Below are 20,152 nucleotides of genomic sequence, written 5' to 3' on the forward strand. Positions count from 1 at the left end.
ATTGTTGAAAACTGCTATCGGAGGGGAGAATAGGGCAAGTGTTTAAATAATATAATTTGTTTATATTTATAATTTCATAAATATAATTTATAAACGACGGCCCCGCAAAGCGCCGTGACGCTGCCTCATCATGATCAAGCTCAATCAAAAAGTCACCTTGCGCCACCTGCAGGCGCTGGCCACGCTGGCCGCGACCAACAGTTTCAGTCGCGCCGCCGATGAACTGGCGGTGACCCAGCCGGCGCTGAGTGCCTCCATCAAACAGCTCGAAAACCAGCTTGGCATCAGGCTTTTCGACCGTACCACGCACCAGATCAGCCTCACGACGCAGGGCGCCGTGGTGCTGGAATACGCCCGTCACCTGCTCAATACGGCGGCCAATACCTTTGGCGATATCGAGCACGCCATCGGCACCGGGCGGCATCGCATCCGCATCGGCGCCATCCCGTCGGCGGTGACGCTGACGGCGGCCGTGATCGCCCGTTACAACCGGGAACATGCCGAACATGTGGAGATTTTGCTACAGGACATGCCCAACGACGCGCTGCTGGCCGCGTTGCATTCGGGCAAGCTCGACTTCTGCGTGGGGATCAAGCCGACCGATGTGACCTCACTCGACACGGTGGCCCTGTTCGAGGACGAACTGGTATTGATCGTGCCCAGGAATCATCCCTTATCGGGCGCCAAGGAGGTGCAATGGCGCCAGATGACGGGCGAAGAGATCGTCATGTTCACCCAGGGCAGTATCTGGGAATTTGCCTCGGCGGCGATGATGCAACATGGCCTGGCGGCGTCCCGGCGCTATCAGGTGGTGCATAGCGAGTCGCTGTATGGCGTGGTGCGCGCCGGCATCGCCATCGGCGTCATGCCCAGCCTGTACACCAGCTACCTGCGCGACGACAGCCTGCACGTGGCGCCGTTGCGCCAGCCGACCCTGAAGCGCAAGGTCGTCCTGATGCGGCGCAACGAAGTCAGCCGCAGCCACTGGACCGATCACTGCTTCAAGGAAATGCGCAATGACCTGAAGGAAGCCAATCACTGGTTCTGAACGGTGCAGGCAGTACGTCGACACCTTCATCCTCAATGTCATTTGCTTATAACAATTGGACCTTACTATTGATAACGATTCTTGTTATTATCGTTGTCTGAGAAAATAATAAAACCTCACAGCAAGCCCTTCAGTGGCTTGCGATGCAATACGGCAATCAGTTAGAAGAATAGCAAGATAGCCACGGACCAGGCACGACGTTACCGTCTCCCCAGCCGTCCGCCAGCCAACTCATTAAATCCAGAAGATATCCGCCTTGGGCGGTGTCGCGCTACGCCCATTCGTTACCGGGGGCGTTGGCGGCTTATTGTTAGCTTAACCAGATATCAACAAAAAAAGTAACTGATCCGATGTCGCTCATTGTTCGGGCGATGCCTGCCAGAACAACAAGGTTCAGTACTGTTTGGTGATGTCGACAAGGAGAAAGTGTTGTCAGATCAGCATCCACGGGTTGATTTGTGCAGCGAATTCATCGCCAGCCGAGTTCAGTTGAGAGACGCTGCCACCCGCATACTGGGGTGTCGCCAGCGGGCCGAAGACGTGATCCAGGACGCCTGGTTCAAGATCGCCGAGGTCGCGCCCACATTCGAGATTCGCCAGCCTCTGGCGTTCCTGTTCCAGGTAGTGCGCAACCTGGCCATCGATCGGCATCGACGGCTGGCGATGGAGTCGATCGTCTTTGGCGACGAAGAGGAGGGCGCGCATGTGGTGTCGGGACCGGCCACGCCGGAGAGCGACGTCATCTCGCGCCAGACCCTGTCGTTGATCGCCTCCGATCTGTTGAGCTTGCCGGCGCGCACCCGGCGCGCGTTCGAATTGCATCGCCTCGATGGTTGCACCCAGCGTGAGGTGGCCGAGGAACTTGGCGTATCCACCACGCTGGTCAACTTCATGATTCGCGACGCCATGGATTGTTGTCGCAAACACATGACTTGAAAAAAAGCTGCCGAAAACACTAAATTTGCACCTCCTCGAATCGTCAGGTTAACAAGAGTGATTCGCATTTAAATGCGTTATCTACCGCAACCTGGCGTCCGGCAATTCCATGCCAGTGACGTCCTGAAAACGAAGAGGCAAGGTGATGAGTTTCGATCGCGACGACACTAACTTTCGGGTGCTGGTCAATCACGAGGAGCAGTATTCGCTGTGGCCCGACTACAAGGCCGTGCCGGGTGGATGGCGTGATACCGGCGTGGCCGGCAGTCGCGCCGAATGCCTGCAGCATATCGAAAGCGTGTGGGTCGACATGCGTCCGCGCAGCCTGCGCGATTTCATGCAGGAGCAAGCGGCCAACGCCACCCGCCATTAAGCATTAAGTGCCCGATCCATTCATGGTCACGCTGTTCTGCATCCCTTGCGCCGGTGGCAGCGCCAGCCTGTATTTTTCATGGGCGGCAGCCCTCGGGCCGACGGTCGATGTGCGGCTGCTGGAGTTGCCGGGGCGCGGGCGCCGTATCGGTGAGCCGTTGCTGGAAGACTACGCCGCACTGGCTGACGTGTTGACCCGTGACCTGGCCAGCGCGGTCGCCGCTACCGATATTGCCTATGCCGTCTTCGGTCACAGCATGGGCGGCCTGCTGGCGCAGGGGATAGCACGACGCCTGGCGACGCTGCAAGTGCGGGCGCCCTGCGCATTGCTGGTCTCGGCCTGCGCGGCGCCTTCGGCGCGGCAATGGTCGCCGCCGGACGACTCGGATCAGGCATTGATCGCTTCATTGCGCCGCCAGGGCGGCACCGCCGACGAGGTATTCGATTGTCCTGAATTGCTGGAGTTGGTGCTGCCGGTGTTGCGCGCGGACTATCGCGTGTGTACCTCGTTCCAGGCCCAGCCCGGGTTGCTGGACATGCCGTTGCACGTGTTCGGCGGCATCGACGATGCGATGGCGCCGGCCGGTCTGACTGCCTGGCGGCACGAAAGCACGGCGCCGGTCACGGTCGACTGGTTCGCCGGCGGACATTTCTACCTGCAGCCGCAGCAGGATGCGCTCATGGCCCGCATCGCCGGCTATCTCAAGCACTACCGCCATGGCGACATCAAGGAGCTGATCCCGCATGAGGCGCTTGACAACTCCTGAGTCGGTGCCGCCGCAGATCGCGTTGTGGCAGGTCGATTTCGACTTTGCCCGGTCCGCCGCCACGCTCGATTGGAGCTGCCTCAGCGCGGACGAACTGGCCCATGCCGCACGCTATCGCCAGTGGCCGGATCGCGTGCGCTACGGCGCCATGCGGGTGGCCCTGCGCCAGCTGCTGGCAAGTCGCATGGATTGTCGGCCGGAGACGTTGCGCTTCGCCATCAATGCCTTCGGCAAGCCGCGCCTGGCAACCCCTGGCGGGCCCGCATTCAACCAGTCGCATGCGGCCCGAGCGGGCTTGGTCGCGCTGGCCGATGGTCTTGACGTCGGCGTCGATATCGAATGCGACGAGTTGTCCATCGCGCCCGACGAACTCGACGGCATGACGCAACTGATGCTGGGCCCGCGCGAGCGAGAACGGGCGGGCCGGCTTGATATGGATGGCTTCCTGCGGCGCTGGGTCGGCAAGGAAGCCGCGCTCAAGGCGCTCGGCGTAGGCATTGCAGAGCATCTGCACACGCTGGAAGTCTGTCCGCACGACGATGGCCGCTACACCGTGTCGCATGGCCGGCCTGACTGGCCGCAAGTGCATGCACGCCGGCTTGAACACCTTCCGGGTTACGCCGCAGCGCTGGCCTGGAGTCAACCGTGATCACGGAGATGTCGAATTGACGACCGATACTTTATTGCAGCATCCCGCAACGCCCGCGCGCATCCCTGGCGCCGGCGCCGCCTCGCCGGCGCTCCCGGTGCTGCTGCACGCGCCGCACGACGGTCTGTCGCTGGCCGAGGCCAGGGCCGCATTGGCGCCCCGGATAGAGCAACACCTGAGCACCACCGGCGGCGTCTTGCTGCGCGGTTACGTGGTGCCGACGGTGGCCGACTTCCAGCAGTTCGCGGCGTCATTCGGCGACCCGCTGTTGCGCTACGAATTCGCCTCCACGCCGCGCTCGGCGGTGGCCGGCGGCGTCTATACCTCGACCGAATACCCGGCGCACCAGCATATCCCGCTGCATAACGAGCAGGCCTACACGCGCGAATGGCCGATGCGGATCTGGTTTCACTGCGTGACCGCCTCGCCGGTGGGCGGCGAGACCCCGATTGCCGACAGCCGGGCCATCTACCGGCGCATGCCGGCAGCCATTCGTGATCGCTTCGCGCAAGGGCTGCAATACGTGCGCAACTACAGCGCCGATTTCGACCTGCCATGGCAGGAGGTGTTTGGCGTCGACAGCCGTGACGAGGTCGAAGCTTTCTGCCGCCGCAACCATATCGAATGGCAATGGCTGGACGACGACGGCTTGCGCACCCGCCAGCGCTGCCAGGGCGTGGAGCGGCATCCGGTGAGCGGCGAGATGGTGTGGTTCAACCAGGCGCATCTGTTTCATGCGTCCAACCTGGCGCCCGAAGTCAGGGCTTCGCTGATCGAACTGGTGGGCGAAGAGAACCTGCCGCGCAATGTCTGCTGGGCCGACGGCAGTGTCATCGACGACGCCACGCTGGATCAGGTGCGCGCCGTGCTGGCGCAGGAGACGGTGATCTTCCCCTGGCAGGCGGGCGATGTGCTGATGCTCGACAACATGCTGGTGGCGCACGCCCGCACGCCTTTCTCGGGCGCGCGCAAGGTGGTGGTGGCGATGGCCCGCTCGCACACCAACCTGTCATGAATTTCCAACCTGATCGGACCCCAATGACGACTTTCGCCGCATTCGACAATGATGCAGACAACATCGTGCTGCGCCTTCATCAGCTGGCGCAGTCGCGCCCGCACGACAAGGCGCTCGTCACGGTCGACGCCAGCGGCGAGCAGCATTTCAGCTATGCAGAACTGGCCGCCCGCGTGGCCGCGCTGGCGGCGCACCTGCAGCAGCGCCATGCGCCGGGCGAGCGGGTGTTGCTGCTGCTGGACAATGACATCCACTACGTGGTCGGCTTCTTCGCCTGCCTGTCGGTGGGCCTGATCGCGGTGCCGCTGCATCGGCCCGAGTCGGTTCGTGGCCAGCACCTGCAGCGCCTGACCGGCATCGCCGAGGACGCCGGCGCCGCTTGCTGGCTGGTCACGCAAGCCACGCTGGCCGCGCTGCAGGCCGACAATACGCCGCTGGCCGGCAATGCGGCGCTGGTGGCGGTCGATGCCGCCTATCCGGTAGCCACGCCGGTGCCACATCACATTGCGACAGCCGACGTGGCGTTCCTGCAATACACCTCGGGCTCGACCTCGGCGCCCAAGGGCGTGATGGTTACGCATGCCAACCTGATGGCCAACGAGGCCGCCATCGCCGAGCGCCTGGGCGTGCGCAGCGACGACACCTTCGTCAGCTGGCTGCCGCTGTATCACGACATGGGCCTGATCGGCGGCCTGTTGCAGCCGCTCTATCGGGGCATTCCGGTGGTGTTGATGTCGCCGGCGTTCTTCCTCGAACGCCCGGTGCGCTGGCTGGAAGCCTTGTCGCGTCATCGCGGCACCATCAGCGGCGGACCGGACTTCGCCTACCGCCTGTGCGTCGACCGCATTCGCGGCGAGCGTAGCGCCGGGCTCGACCTGTCGCACTGGCGGGTGGCATTTTCCGGCGCCGAACCGGTGCGCTACGATACCCTCAATGACTTCATCGACCGCTTCGGCGAAGTCGGTTTTTCGCGCGACGCCGTCTATCCCTGCTACGGCCTGGCCGAATCGACACTACTGGTGACGGGCGGCCAACGGGGCGCCGGCATGCATGTGGCAGCCTTCGACGGCGACGGCTTGCGACGCGGCGAAGCGGCGTGTGCCAGCGACCAGTACAGCGATCCGGTGAAGCTGGTGGCCTGCGGTGTATCTCCCGGCCAGCACGCGCTGCGGATTGCCGACCCGGCAACCGGCGCTGCGCTGCCAGCGGGGAGGGTGGGCGAGATCTGGGCTGCCGGCCCCAGCATTGCGGCCGGCTACTGGCGTCGCGAACAAGAGAGCGCGGCTACCTTTGTCGAGCGTGACGGCCAGCGCTGGCTGCGCACCGGCGACCTCGGTTTCATCGACGGCGGCCAGCTGTTCGTCACCGGCCGCAGCAAGGACATGATCATCGTGCGCGGGCAGAATCTCTATCCGCAAGACATCGAACGCGCCATCGAAAGTGAAGTCGAGCTGGTCCGCAAGGGACGGGTGGCGGCCTTTTCGGTGCCGCGCGAGCACCATCCGCAGGGGATCGAAGGCATCGGCGTGGCACTGGAGATCTCGCGCAGCGTGCAGAAGATGGTGTCGCCGCAGGTGCTGATCGAGAGCCTGCAGGAAAGCATCGCCCAAAGCTGCGCCGAAGCGGCCAGTGTGATCATCCTGCTGAACCCGGGCGCGCTGCCCAAGACCTCCAGCGGCAAGCTGCAGCGCAGCGCCTGCCGCAGCGGCTGGCTGGCGGCCACGCTGGACGCCTATGCCATCCATGCTTTCGGCGCCTTGACCACCAGCGCCGCCGCGCCCGCGACAGCCGCGGCCACGCCAGCCGTCGATGCAGTGGAGACCGAATTGCGAGCCATCTGGCAAGGTGTCATGCAGATTGCGCCCGCCAATGGCGACGCGCATTTCTTTCGCCACGGCGGCAATTCGCTGAAGGCGGTGCAGTTGGCGGCGGCCATCGGCGCGCATTGGCGCATCGACTTTCCGGTGCGCCAGTTGTTCGAGCAGCCGCAGTTGTGGCAAGTGGCGCAAACGGTACGTGATGCGCTGGCAGGAAGCGCCTTGCCTGCGACGGACCGGCACGACATACCCGCACTCAGCCCCGTGCAGCGCCAGACCCCGTTGCCGCTGTCGCCGGCGCAACATTCCCTCTGGACCACCTGGCAGCTCGATCCGGACAGCCCAGCCTACAACATGCCGGGCGTGCTGCATCTGGACGGCGCGCTCGATGTCGCCGCGCTGGCACAGGCGATCGATGACCTGGTGGCGCGCCATGCGATCCTGCGCACAATCTATCTGCAGCAGCCCGATGGCGAACCGCGCCAGCTGGCGCTGGGGATGGCGACCGGCGTGCTGGGCGAATTGATCGACGTGGCCGGCGACGAAGCGCAGGCGAGGCAGTTGCTGCAGCGCTTCTCCCGGGCGCCGTTTGCGCTGGCGCGCGAGATCCCGTTGCGGGCCATGCTGGTGCGCTGCTCGGCGCAGCGCCATCTGCTGGGATTGTCGCTGCACCACATCGCCGGCGACGGCTGGTCCCTGCCGATCCTGATGGATGAATTGACGGTGCTCTACACCGCGCGCAGCCAGGGCGCCGAGCCGACCCTGGCCGCGCCGGCCCTGCAGTTTGCCGACTATGCGGTATGGCAACGCGCGCGCCTGAGCCAGGACCAACAACAACGCCAGCTCGACTTCTGGCGCGCCCGCCTGGGCGACGAACATGCGCCGTTGCCACTGCCGCATGGCCGTCGCCAGGCCGCCGCCGACGATGCCATGCCGGAAGCCCGGCATGGTTTCAGCTTGCCGGCGCCTATCGCCCAGGCTTTCAAGGACCTGTGCGCCGCGCACGGGGTGTCGCTCTACATGGGCATGCTGGCCTTGCTCAACGTGCTGCTCTATCGCAGCACCGGCAGCGCCGACCTGCGGATCGGCTCGCCCATGGCCGATCGGGGCCAGCCGCAGACGCAAGCGATGATCGGCTACCTGATCAACCTGCAGGTGCTTCGTACCCGCCTGGACAGCCGCGCCGGCTTCGACGCCCTGTTGCTGCAGGTGCGCGACACGGTGCTGGCGGCGCAGCAGCACCAGGATGTGTCGTTCGACATGGTGGTCAAGGCCTTACAACCGGAACGCATGCCGCACGTGCACCCGCTGTGCCAGGTCAAATGCACCGAGCGCGCGCCGCTGCCGCAATGGCAGGGCGGCGGGATCGCCATGCGATTGGAAGAGCTGTCCGGCGGCCACGCCCACTTCGATCTGAGCCTGGATTTCACGGCCACCGCCGACGGCATCGACTGCCTGCTGGTCTATGCCGCCACACGCTTTCATGAGGATGAGGTCCAGGCCCTGGCGACGGCCTTGGTAACGCTGGCGCAGCAAGCCGCGGCCCGGCCGCAGCAGCCGCTGGCGCAATGGCAGTGGCCGGCAGCGCTGGCGCCGGTGCAGGCCGAGGCGCTGGCGTGGGCGCACGGCGACGTGATATCGGCCTGGCGCCAGCAGGTGGCCGCCAATCCGCAGGCGCTGGCCGTGGTCGACGAACACCATGCCTTGAGTGCGGCCGAGTTGCAGGCGCAGGTCGAGCACCTGGCTGGGCAACTGCGCCAACAGGGCGTTGGTGTCGAATCGCGGGTCGGTATCGCCAGCAGTCGGCAGGTCGAATTCGTGATCGGGGTGCTGGCCACGCTGCGCGCCGGCGGCTGCTATGTGCCGCTCGACCCGCAGTTGCCGGATGAGAGACTGGCCTACCAGATGGGCGACAGCGGCATCGATTTGCTGCTGGCCACGCCCGAGGGCGAACGCCTGCGCAGTCTGCCGGGCGCGCCGGCGGCGTGGTTGCCGCTGGCACTGGCGCGGCAGCCGCTGCCTGCCGACGGCGCGGATTTCAGCGCGCCGCATCCGCAGCAGGCGGCCTACCTGATCTATACCTCGGGCTCGACCGGTCGTCCCAAGGGCGTGGTGGTGACCCATGGCGGTCTGGCCAATTACATGCAAGGCGTGCTGAGCCGGCTGGACCTGCCGCCGACCGTGCGCAGCATGGGCATGGTGTCGACCGTGGCGGCCGACCTGGGCCACACCAGTTTCTTCGGTGCCTTGTGTTCGGGGCGCAGCCTGCATCTGCTGTCGGCCCAGGCCGCTTTCGATCCGGCGCTGTTTGCCGCCACCATGCAGGCCCATGCCATCGATGTGCTCAAGATCGTGCCCAGCCACCTGCAGGCATTGCTGCAAGGACCGGAGGCAGCGCAGGTGCTGCCACGACATACCCTGATCGTGGGCGGCGAAAGCACCAGCGCCAGCTTGCTGCAGCAGATCCACGCATTGCGCCCGGCTTGCCGTGTGCTCAATCACTACGGCCCCACGGAAACCACCGTCGGCGTGCTCACGCAGCCGCTGGCGGCAGACCAGGCGGTAGCGTTGGGGCTGCCGCTGCCCAACCTGCGCATGCTGGTGCTGGACGCCGATCTGAACCCGGTGCCGCCGGGTGCGGCCGGCGAACTCTACATGGGGGGCGTGGCGCTGGCGCGCGGTTACCAGGGCCGCCCGGCGGCCACCGCCGAGCGCTTCATCGCCGACCCCTCGGGGTCCGGCGAGCGGCTGTATCGCAGCGGCGACAGGGTCCGGATCGATACGCAAGGCCGGCTGGTATTTTTGGGACGTCAGGATGACCAGGTCAAGATTCGCGGCTATCGGGTCGAGCCGCAGGAAGTCGCCAGCGTGCTGTGTGCGCAACCCGGCGTGGCGGCAGCCGAAGTGCTGGCCAGCCAGGCCGAGGATGGACGCCTGCAGCTATGCGCCTATGTAGTGGGCCAGGCCGATGCCGGCAGCCTGCGCGCGCAACTGGCCGCGTTGCTGCCCGACTACATGGTGCCGGCGTATTTCGTGATGCTGGCCAGCTTGCCGCTCAACGCCAACGGCAAGATCGATCGCCGGGCCTTGCCATTGCCGGCCTCGCAGTCCGAGGCCGAGGTGACGCCACTGGCGTCGCAAGCGGTGCCGCAGGGGGCGGCCGAGACGGCAATTGCCCAGGTCTGGCAGGAAGTGCTGGGTGTGGCGCAGGTCAGTCGCCACGACAACTTCTTCGCGCTGGGAGGCGATTCCATTCTGACCCTCAAGATCGTCGCCCGCCTGAAAAAGGCTGGCTGGCGCATCACGCCGCGCCAGCTGATGCAATCGCAAGACCTGGCGTCGCTGGCGACGGTGGCCGTGGCCATCGACGGCCAGGGCGCAGCGCCAGTGGCCGTAGTGGCCCCGGCGCAGCAGGCCTTGCCGCTGACGCCGGTGCAGCAATGGTTCTTCTCGCACCATGCTGTCGCGCCCGCGCACTGGAACCAGAGCGTCTTGCTGGAAGGCCCGGCGAATACGCCGGTGGCCGCGTTGCGTGCCGCCGTGATGGCGTTGTCGGCGCAGCATGAAGCACTGCGCCTGCGCTTTTCGCCAGGCGCGGACGGGGTCTGGCATCAAACCGTCAAGGCCCACGCCGAGGACTGTTTCGAGGCCATCGAGGTACACACCGCTGCAGATCGCCAGGCCGCCATCGACCGCGCGCAGCGCAGCCTGGACCTGACGAACGGGCCGCTGTGGCGGGTGCTGTGGCTGACCGCAGCGCAGCGCTCGTCGAGCACCGCCACGCTGGTGCTGGTGGCGCATCACCTGGTGATCGACGGCGTCTCGTGGCGCATCCTGCTGGAAGACCTGCAGAGCTTGCTGGCCGGTGGCGCGCCGCCGATGCCGGGCGCCGGCTTCAGCCAGTGGGCGTTGGCGGTGGCAAAGGCAACGCCACAGTTGCCGGCGGCCGAACGCAGTTACTGGCAGCGCATTGCCGCCATCGACGAGCCCGACTTGCCCTGCACGCCAGCCACTACGGTGGGGCGGCGCGACGACAACACGGTGGGCAACGCCGCGCGCGAGCAGATCGAATTCGATAGCGTCACGACCGGCTTCCTGCTGGGCGATGCGCATGGCGCCTATCGCACCCGCATCAACGACCTGCTGCTGAGTGCGACCGCGCAGACGCTGTGCGAATGGGCATCGCGCGAACGTATCCTGATCGAAGTCGAAGGCCACGGTCGCGAAGAGCTGCCCGGCGATGCCCAGGAGCCGCTTGACCTGAGCCGCACGGTGGGCTGGTTCACCGCGCTGTATCCGGTGCAACTGGTGGTGACCAGCGGCGCCCCGGGCGACCTGATCAAGAGCATCAAGGAACAATTGCGCCAGGTGCCGCGCAACGGCCTGGGCTACGGCCTGTGGCGCAGCTTGCAGCCGGGCCAGCCGGTCGCGCAGCCGCAGGTGACCTTCAATTACCTGGGGCGCTTCGAGGCGCTGTCGGCCGATGCGCAATGGCGGCTGCTGCCACGCGACAACGCCCTGGCCGATCTGGAGCGCGACCCTGCCAGCCCGCGCCGCAGCCTGCTGGAACTGAATGCGATGGTGGTCGATGGCCGGCTGCAGGTGCAATGCGTGTATTGCCGCACCCTGCACCAAAGCGCCAGCATTGCCGCGCTGCTGCAGGACTTCGCGCGCAACCTGCGCTCGCTCCTGGCGCATTGCGCCGATGTTTCCGGCGGTGCCACGCCATCGGACTTCCCGTTGGCAGGCCTGACGCAAGGCCAGCTTGACGCAGTGCTCGATAGCTTGCCGGCGGCCCGGGTCATGGACCTCTACCCGCTGTCGCCGATGCAGTCGGGCATGTTCTTCCATGCCTTGATGGCGCCCCAGGCAAGCGCCTATCTGAACCAGTTGCGGGTCAACCTGCATCGGCTGGATGCGGCGCGCTTCCAGGCCGCCTGGCAGCAGGTGGCCGCGCGCCACGATATCCTGCGCAGCGGTTTTATCGAACATGCCGAGCGCCCGCTGCAATGGGTGGCCAAGGAGTGCGCGCTGTCGCTGCACCAGCTCGACTGGCGCGGTCGCAGCGATCTCGATTCGGCGCTGGAGGCGCTGGCCGCGACCGAACATGCACGCGGCGTGGAGTTGATGTATCCGCCATTGATGCGCCTGACGCTGGTGCGCGTGAGCGAGCAGCAGCATCACCTGATCTGGACCCGCCACCACCTGCTGCTCGACGGCTGGAGCACGCAGCAGCTGATCGGCGAAGTGTTGCGGGTCTATCGCGGCGCGGCGCTGGCCACCCCCGGCTTGCGCTATCGCGACTATATCGGCTGGCTGCAGCAGCAGGACCGGGGCGCCGCCGAGGCATTCTGGCGGGCCCAGCTGCAGCCGCTGGCCGAGCCGGTGAGCCTGGTCAACAGCCTGCCGCCGGTACGCCGGCCAGCGACTGGCCAGCAGTGCTGCGCGGCCACGCTGGATTTGCTGGCGACGGCGCAGTTGCAGGCCTTTGCGCGCGATCGCCATTGCACCGTCAATACGCTGGTGCAAGCCGCATGGAGCCTGGTGCTGCAACGCTATAGCCGACAATCGACGGTGGTGTTCGGCGCCACCGTGGCCGGCCGCTCGAGCGAGCTGGAGGGGGCCGACGAATTGCTGGGCCTGTTCATCAACACCGTGCCCATCGTGGCGCAACTGCACCCGGCCATGACGGTGCAGCAGTTGCTGGATGCATTGCAGGCGACCAACCTGGCCGTGCGCGAATTCGACGCCACGCCGCTCTACGAGATCCAGTCCTGGGGCGGGCAGGGCGGCCAGGCGCTGTTCGATAGCATCCTGGTATTCGAAAACTATCCGCTCGATCTGGCGGTGCAGGCCGAGCAGGACCGGGGCCTGCGCATGGAGGTGGTCAACAATCGGGAAGAGACGCACTACCCGATGACGGTCGTGGCCACGCTCACGGAAACACTGCGCCTGGAGTGGCGGGTCGATACATTGGTGATCGAGCCGGCCAGCGCCGAGGCCATCCTGCAGCACATGCAGATGGTGCTCCAGCAATTGGTCGGCAACCCGGACACCAGCCTGGGCAAGCTCATGTTGCTGCCGCCGGAGCAGCAGGCGCGCATGACCGCCCTGAGCATCAACGCCGAGACCCATGGCACCGGCAATGTGCTGGCGCTGATCGAGGCGCAGGCAAGCCATTTGCCGGCGCTGCGGGTGCCGCATACCGGGCAGGCGCTCAGCTACGGCCAGCTCAACGAAGCGGCCAATGCGCTGGCGCACTGGCTGATCGCGCAGGGTGCGGGTCCCGACCAGCGCGTCGGCGTCTGCATGGAGCGCTCGCAAGAGATGGTGGTGGCATTGCTGGCGATCATGAAGGCCGGCGCGGCCTATGTGCCGATGGACCCCGACCATCCGCCGCAGCGGCTGCAGTATTTCATCGAAGACAGCCGCACCAGTTTATTGCTCACCCATGCGCCGGTGTTGCCGCATCTGCAAGCCTTGCCGGCAAGCTGCACGCTGGTCGATGTCGGCACGCTGGCGCTGGATGCACAAGCACGCCATAACCCGGGCCTGACGCTGCACCCCGAGCAATTGGCTTATGTCATTTATACCTCGGGTTCTACCGGGCAACCGAAGGGCGCGGCCAATCGTCACGTCAGCCTGTACAACCGACTGGCGTGGATGCAGCAGGCTTACCAGCTGGGTACGAACGATCGTGTGCTGCAAAAGACCCCGTTCGGCTTCGACGTCTCGGTGTGGGAATTCTTCTGGCCGTTGATGACCGGCGCCGAGCTGGTGATGGCGGCCCCGGGTGAACATCGCGATCCGGCGCGTCTGGCCGAATTGATCGACCGCGAAGGCATCACCACGCTGCATTTCGTGCCATCGATGCTGCAAGCCTTCGTCAATGATGGCGACGGCGTGCGCTGCGCCAGCCTGCGGCGGGTGATCTGCAGCGGCGAAGCGTTGCCGATGGAATTGCAGCAGCAGGCGCAGCGCCAGTTGCCACATGCGCAATTGATTAACCTGTACGGCCCGACCGAAGCCGCCATCGATGTCACGCACTGGACTTGTTTGGTCAATGATACGAGCGGCAGTGTGCCGATCGGACGCCCCATCAGCGCCACCCAGGCCTTCGTGCTGGACGAATCGATGCAACTGGTGCCGCCGGGCGTGGCCGGCGAGCTGTATCTGGGCGGCATCAACCTGGCGCGCGGTTACCTGGGCAAGCCCGAACTGACCGCGCAGCGTTTCGTGGCGAATCCGTTTGCCGATGATGGACAGCGTCTGTACCGCACCGGCGATCTGGTGCGTTGGCGCGACGACGGCCAGATCATGTACCTGGGCCGGCTGGACCATCAGGTCAAGATTCGCGGCCTGCGCATCGAACTGGGCGAGATCGAAGCGGCCTTGCTGGCCCAGCCTGGGGTGCGCGAGGCGGTAGTAGTGGCGGCCGACGGCCAGACGCTGGTCGCGTATGTGTCTGGCGCAGGCATCGATGAAGCGACCGTGCGCGAGGCGCTGGGCCAGCGCCTGCCGGATTACATGGTGCCATCGGTGATCATGCAGTTGCCGAACCTGCCCTTGAGCACCAACGGCAAGATCGACCGCAAGGCCTTGCCGGCGGTGGAACGGACTAACGAACAAACCTATGCCGAGCCGCAGGGCGAGATCGAGCAGCAACTGGCCGCGATCTGGCAGGAAGTGCTGGGCATTGCCCGGGTCGGACGGGATGATAATTTCTTTGCGTTGGGCGGTCACTCGCTCCTGGCCACCAGCGTGCTGGCGCGCTGGCGCGCGCTGCATGGCCAATCCGCGTTGAGCCTGCGCATGCTGTTTGCCACCCCCGTATTGCGGACGCTGGCCGCCGAACTGGCCGCTGCGTCGTCGCACGGTGCGCCAGTGCTGGAACTGCAGGCCGCCAGGCGCCAGCCACGCATGCCGCTGTCGCCGATGCAGCAGCGGCTGTGGCTGGTCAACCGGCTGCAGGGTGGTTCAGCGGCGTACAACATGACTACCGCCCTGCAACTGGATGGCCAGTTGTCGGAAGCGGCGCTGCGCCACACCTTGCAGGCCTTGATCGCGCGCCACGAGATCCTGCGCACCGGCTACCACGAAGATGACGAGGGTGAACCGTTTGCCAGCATCGCGGCGGCGGGCGCAGGCGAGCTGCAGGTCATCGACCTGCGGCATCACGACGCGGCGACCCAGCAGGCCGAGCTGGAGCGCGAAAGCCAGCGCCAGGCCAGCCTGCCATTCGATCTGGGCGCGCCGCCGCTGCTGCGCGCGGTGCTGCTGCAACTGGCGCCTGGCGTGAGTGGCCAGCCGCGTCATGTGCTGCTGCTGGCCTTGCATCACATCGTCGCCGATGGCTGGTCGATCGGGCTGCTGGTCAGCGATTTCTCGACCCTCTACCGCGATATCGCCGCTGGCGCCGCCTCGACGCTGCCGCCGCCCGGCCTGCAATACATCGACTATGCCGCCTGGCAGCAGCACGGCCGACAAGCCGCACGCGAGACCGACGAACAGTTCTGGCGCCAGACCCTGGCCGGTGCATCAGGCCAGCCGGCGCTGCCGGCCGATGTGCCACGCGAGGGAGCCTGGTCGAGCGCCGGCGCACGCCTGTCGATGCAGATACCTGCCGAACTCTCTACGCAGCTCAATGCGCTGGCGCAACGTAGTGACAGCACCCTGTTCATGCTGCTGCTGAGCAGCTTCCAGTTGCTGGTGCACCGCCTCAGCGGCCAGGACGACCTGCTGATCGGCACCGACGTGGCCGGACGCGAACACCGGGCGCTGGAACAGATGGTCGGCTTCTTCGTCAACGTGCTGCCGCTGCGCTCGCGGGTAACGCCGGCGGCGGGCTTTGCCGATCTGCTCAAGGCCACCCGCGAATCGGTGCTGGACGCCTTTGCCCATCAGGCGCTGCCGTTCGAGCGCATCGCCGACGTCGCAGGCAGCAAGCGCGACCGCCGCTGGAATCCGCTGGTGCAGTTGCTCTTCGTGCTGCAGAACATGCCCACCCATCAGTTCGACCTGCCGCAACTGCAGGTACAGCGACTGCCGGCCAGGCATGCCCACGCCAAGTTCGACATCGCCCTGTTCGTCACGCCTGAGCAGGGCGCGCTGCAGGTCGAATGGGTCTATGCCTCGGCGTTGTTCCGGCCGGCCACCATGCAGCGCATCGCCCACGCCTGGGCCAGTCTGCTGGCGCAGATCGTGGCGCATCCGGACTGGCCGTTATCGCGATTTGACATCGCTTCCCTGAAAGAACCCCTTGCCATGCAACCTACCGCTACTGTGCCTGCCGCGCCCGCCGTTCAGCCGGGCAAGTTCGACAAACTCAGCAAGCTCAAGGGCTTGTCCGCCGGCGCACCCAAGACGCCGGCGCCGCCGGTGCGCATGTCGCCGTTGCGACCAGGCTCGGCGTTTCCGCTGTTGATCGAAGCCACCAGCGCCGACATCGACACCGCCGCCTGGGCGCGCGACAACCAGCCGCTCATCGCCGAACTGCTGGGGCGTCATGGCGGCGTGCTGTTCCGCCGTTTCGGGCTCAAGACGCCGCAGGACTTCGAACGCTTCGCCGAGGCCATCGAGCCCGAACTCTATGGCAGCTACGGCGACCTGCCCAAGAAGGAGGGCGGCAACAAGACCTACCGCTCCACGCCTTATCCCGAAAAGCAGATGATCCTGTACCACAACGAAAGCGCGCACATCGAACGCTGGCCGCGCAAGCAGTGGTTCTTCTGCGAGCTGCCGTCGCCGGTGGGCGGCGCCACCCCGATCGTCGATTGCCGCGAGATGCTGCAGCGCCTGCCCATCGCGCTGCGCCGGGAGTTCGAGCAGAAGCAACTGCTTTATGTCCGCACCTTCACGCCGCGCCTCGACGTCAGCTGGCAATCGTTCTTCCAGACCGATGACCGCGCCGTGGTCGAGGCGCGCCTGGAAGCGGCCGGCACCGGCTATCGCTGGCTCGACGACGATACCCTGCAGACCAGCACCCGCTGCCCGGCCGTGATCGTCCATCCGCTCACCGGCGCCGAGGTGTTCTTCAACCAGGTGCAGTTGCACCATCCCTATTGCCTGGAGCCGGAAGTCCGGCGTGACCTGCTGTCGATGGTCGGCCCCGAGCGGCTGCCGCGCAATGTGCTGTTCGGCGATGGCAGCGTCATTCCCGACGCCACGATGGAACTGATCGGCCAGCTCTACGAACAATGCGCGGTGCGCTTCGACTGGCAGCAAGGCGACGTGGTGATGCTGGACAACATGCTGGCGGCCCATGCGCGCGACCCCTACGAGGGCCCGCGCAAGATCGTGGTGGCCATGGGGGCGATGGTCGAACGGGCCGAGGTATCGGTGCCGGCGACCGCAATGACTGACACTTCCACCGGAGCGGCATCATGATCCAGAGCAAGCACCTGACAGGCGACACCAGCTTCGCGCTCAGTTCCGAGCAACGCCAGCTATCGGCCGAGGCGTCGGCCCCGGTGCTGCGCCTGATATTGCGTGGCGCGCCGGACCTGCCGCGCCTGCAGCAGGCGTGGCGCGCCGTGGTGCAGCGGCATGCCATCCTGCGTCATGCCTTCGGGCCCGTCAGCGGCTATCGCGGCCTGCGCCAGCAAGTGCAGGCCGAGCCGTCATCGCTGGCGTTGCAATTGCCCCTGCATGACTGGCAGGCCGAGCCCTCGGCGCAGGAAGCCGCCTGGCAGCAGTGGCAGTCGCAATCCCCGGCCCAGGTGCAAGCCTGCCTGGGGCGCAGCGCTGAACACGAATGGCAGATGTGGCTGGCTGCACCCAAGCTGGTGGCCGACGCCCGCAGCCTGCTGCAACTGGCCGCGGATGTCCGGAGCCATTACCTGGGACTCGAACCGGAAGCCGCTTTCGATTATGCCGACTACGTGCAGTGGCGCCAGTCGCTGGATGAAGACGAAGAAGCCATCGCCGGACAAGCCTATTGGGCCAACCAGGCCGAGCATGTGCGGCAGGCATCCGGCGTGCGCTTGAGCTATCGCCGTGAAGCCGTGGAGGAGGGCCGCCAGCGCGGCGTGCAGGCAAGCGTGCTGGGCGCGGCGCTGGCCGAGCGCTTGCAGGCCTGGTGCGGCCAGGCGCAACTGGCGCCGGCCACGGTATTGCACGCGGCCTGGCTGACATTGCTGGGCAAGCTGGGTCAGCAGGGGCAGGTGCGCAGCGCCTGGCAGCACGATTGCCGGGATGATTACGCGCCGATGGCGCAGGCGGTCGGCCTGTACGGCAAGCTGTTTCCGCTGGCGCTGGCGCCGCAGGAAAGTTTCGAGCAGGCGGTGCGCCAGTTGGCCCTGCTCGAAGAGCGCCACATCAGCGCCCAGGAATACATGAACGACGATGTCGCCGCCGCTGCCGTGGCCGAGGCCGCTACCGTCTTCGCGGTCAATACGCTGGCCCGCGCCTGGAACGATCCGGCACTGCAATGGCAGGCGTGGCCGCAGGTGAGCGCGGACCAGCGCTTCGAGCTGGGGCTGCAGGTCGACCTGGCCGACCTGGCGATCCAGCTGCATTACGATGCCCGTCGCTATGACGAGGCGGCCATGGCCGGCCTGTTGCGCCAGTACCAGGCGTGGCTGGAGCAGGTCTTGCAGCAGGCTTCGGCGCCAATGTCGTCGCTGCATTGGGATGACCAGGCCCTGTGGCCGCAACGCCTGCCGGTGCAGGCCGGCCAGGTCGATATCGGCCAGCTCGATCTGCTGTCGCGGATTGCCCGCCACGCCGAGGCTGATCCGCAGGCGATTGCCTTGTCCAGCGCCAGCGAGCGGCTCGATTACGGCACGCTGATGGCCCGTGTGAACCAGCTGGCGCACTGGATGATGGAGCAGGGAGTGGGGCCGCAATCGCTGGTCGGGCTGGCGCTGCGCCGCTCGCCGGACCTGGTGGTGGCGTTGCTGGCGACCTGGCGCGCGGGGGCGGCCTACGTGCCGATCGACGCCAACTGGCCGCGCGCCCGGCGTGACAACCTGCTGGCTGACGCCCGGCCGCGGCTGGTGCTGCACGATGAAGCCGGTAGCGACACCACAGGGCCGGTGCGCCATGTCGGGCTCGACGCATTGCGCTCGACCCTCGGCCAATACCCAAGCCACGCGCCGGCCGCTGCAATCGCCCTGGACGACGTCGCCTACGTGCTCTACACCTCGGGCTCGACCGGCGTGCCCAAGGGGGTGGTCATTGAACACCGGCAACTGCTCAATTACGTGGTGGCTGCCGATCTCGGCCTGCAACTGGCGCAATGCCGCCGCTGGGGGCTGACTAGCACGGTCGCCGCCGACCTGGGCAATACGGCCCTGTTCAGTGCACTGTTGCATGGCGCCGAACTGGCCATCGCCGATGAGACCGACATGCAGGACGGCGTGCATTTTGCGGCCTTCATCGAACGGCACCGGGTCGATGCGCTCAAGATCGTGCCGTCGCACCTGGAGGCGCTGCTCGATGTCGATGAACTGACGCTGCCGCAGACCATCGTGCTGGGCGGGGAGGCGGCTGCGCCTGCCCTGATCCGCAGAATCCGCCAGCGCCGTCCGGATGGCCGGGTATTCAACCACTACGGTCCGACCGAGACGACCGTGGGCGTGATGTGGCACGCCATCGCCGGCGACGAACCCGATGCCGGCGTGCCATTGACCGGGATCATGGCCAACTGCCGGGTGGCGATCCTCGATGCGGCCTTGCAAGCGACGCCGGTGGGCAGCATCGGGCAACTGTATATCGGCGGCGCACAGCGCTGCCGGGGCTACCTCAACCAGAACGGCAACGCAGCCTCGGCCTTCGTCACCGATCCTGCCGTTGCGGGGCGCGACTGGTATCGCAGCGGCGACCTGGCGTGCTATCTGCCGCAGGGCGGATTGCGCATCCTGGGGCGCGCCGACGACCAGGTCAAGATTCGCGGTTTCCGCATCGAGCCGGCCGAGATCGAGGCCGCCTTGCTGCAACAGCCAGGCATACGGCAGGCAGCCGTATTGGCCTCTGGCGAGGCCGCCAGCCTGACGGCCTGGGTGGTGACTGCCGATGGCGCCACGCCGGACCTGCGCGCCGCCTTGCTGGCCAGCTTGCCGGAGCCGATGGTGCCGCAGCGTTTCGTGACCCTGCCGGCCTTGCCACGCCTGGCCAACGGCAAGGTCGATCGCCGCGCGCTGTTGCTGTCGCTGCTCGAGTGGCAAGAGACCGGCGCAGGCCAGGCCCCGGTCGACGACCTGGAGTTCGTGGTGCTCGACGCCATGACGCAATTGCTGCCGGCCAGCACCCAGCCGCTGCGGCGTGATACCGACTTCATCGCCGCCGGCGGCCATTCGCTGCTGGCCATCAAGCTGGTGGCCCGGCTGCGCAAGCTGTTCAGTGTCGACATCGCCCCGGCGCTGGTCTTCGACCACGCCACGCCGGCCGCACTGGCGGCGGCCTTGCGGGCGCAGGCCGCCGAGCCGGCCCAACTCGATGAACTGGCCGCGCTGCGTCGATCCCTGCTCGAGATGCCTGCCGCCGAACGCGAAGCCTTGCTGGAAAAAGCATAGGCCTGGCCACTCGTCCTTTCCCCGAACAAAAGCA

The 20,152-nt window shown here is 66.3% G+C and carries 8 protein-coding genes; all 8 read left to right on the plus strand.

What is annotated here, in order from left to right:
* The first annotated feature begins 130 nt into the window (after positions 1 to 130).
* The 8 genes from LBW87_RS06205 to LBW87_RS06240 all read left to right on the plus strand — a co-directional run bounded on the left by LBW87_RS06205 (position 131) and on the right by LBW87_RS06240 (position 20,118).
* On the plus strand, positions 131 to 1,048 hold the full coding sequence (locus LBW87_RS06205; protein WP_225200576.1) for a LysR family transcriptional regulator: 918 nt from the start codon (positions 131 to 133) through the stop codon (positions 1,046 to 1,048).
* Positions 1,049 to 1,477: 429 nt separating this feature from the next.
* The gene (locus LBW87_RS06210) at positions 1,478 to 1,984 is read left to right on the plus strand and encodes an RNA polymerase factor sigma-70 (protein ID WP_225200577.1); all 507 of its coding nucleotides are present in this window, start codon (positions 1,478 to 1,480) and stop codon (positions 1,982 to 1,984) included.
* Between the two features lie 145 nt (positions 1,985 to 2,129).
* Complete coding sequence (locus tag LBW87_RS06215) at positions 2,130 to 2,357, plus strand: MbtH family protein (RefSeq protein WP_225200578.1); 228 nt, start codon at positions 2,130 to 2,132, stop codon at positions 2,355 to 2,357.
* 7 nt (positions 2,358 to 2,364) lie between these two features.
* On the plus strand, positions 2,365 to 3,123 hold the full coding sequence (locus LBW87_RS06220) for a thioesterase II family protein (protein WP_225200579.1): 759 nt from the start codon (positions 2,365 to 2,367) through the stop codon (positions 3,121 to 3,123).
* Positions 3,110 to 3,772, plus strand: coding sequence for a 4'-phosphopantetheinyl transferase family protein (locus tag LBW87_RS06225; RefSeq protein ID WP_225200580.1), 663 nt, complete (start codon positions 3,110 to 3,112; stop codon positions 3,770 to 3,772). The genes LBW87_RS06220 and LBW87_RS06225 overlap by 14 nt, the downstream gene beginning before the upstream one ends.
* Before the next feature lie 34 nt (positions 3,773 to 3,806).
* Positions 3,807 to 4,787, plus strand: a complete 981-nt coding sequence (locus LBW87_RS06230; RefSeq protein ID WP_413927623.1) for a TauD/TfdA family dioxygenase — start codon at positions 3,807 to 3,809, stop codon at positions 4,785 to 4,787.
* A 23-nt stretch (positions 4,788 to 4,810) separates the two neighbouring features.
* Entirely contained in the window at positions 4,811 to 16,990 is a 12,180-nt protein-coding gene (locus tag LBW87_RS06235) for a non-ribosomal peptide synthetase (protein WP_225200581.1), read from the plus strand.
* Positions 16,987 to 20,118 carry a non-ribosomal peptide synthetase gene (locus LBW87_RS06240; protein WP_225200582.1) on the plus strand — a complete coding sequence of 1,044 codons (3,132 nt, stop codon included), beginning with the start codon at positions 16,987 to 16,989 and terminating at the stop codon, positions 20,116 to 20,118. The genes LBW87_RS06235 and LBW87_RS06240 overlap by 4 nt, the downstream gene beginning before the upstream one ends.
* Positions 20,119 to 20,152 lie beyond the last annotated feature (34 nt).

The organism is Herbaspirillum sp. alder98 (genome assembly GCF_020179755.1).
GTDB lineage: Bacteria > Pseudomonadota > Gammaproteobacteria > Burkholderiales > Burkholderiaceae_D > Herbaspirillum.

Excerpts from the sequence above, each read along its gene's own strand:
- LBW87_RS06205 (WP_225200576.1), top strand. The coding sequence starts at position 131 with ATGATCAAGCTCAATCAAAAAGTCACCTTGCGCCACCTGCAGGCGCTG.
- LBW87_RS06215 (WP_225200578.1), top strand. The coding sequence starts at position 2,130 with ATGAGTTTCGATCGCGACGACACTAACTTTCGGGTGCTGGTCAATCAC.
- LBW87_RS06235 (WP_225200581.1), top strand. The coding sequence starts at position 4,811 with ATGACGACTTTCGCCGCATTCGACAATGATGCAGACAACATCGTGCTG.
- LBW87_RS06240 (WP_225200582.1), top strand. The coding sequence starts at position 16,987 with ATGATCCAGAGCAAGCACCTGACAGGCGACACCAGCTTCGCGCTCAGT.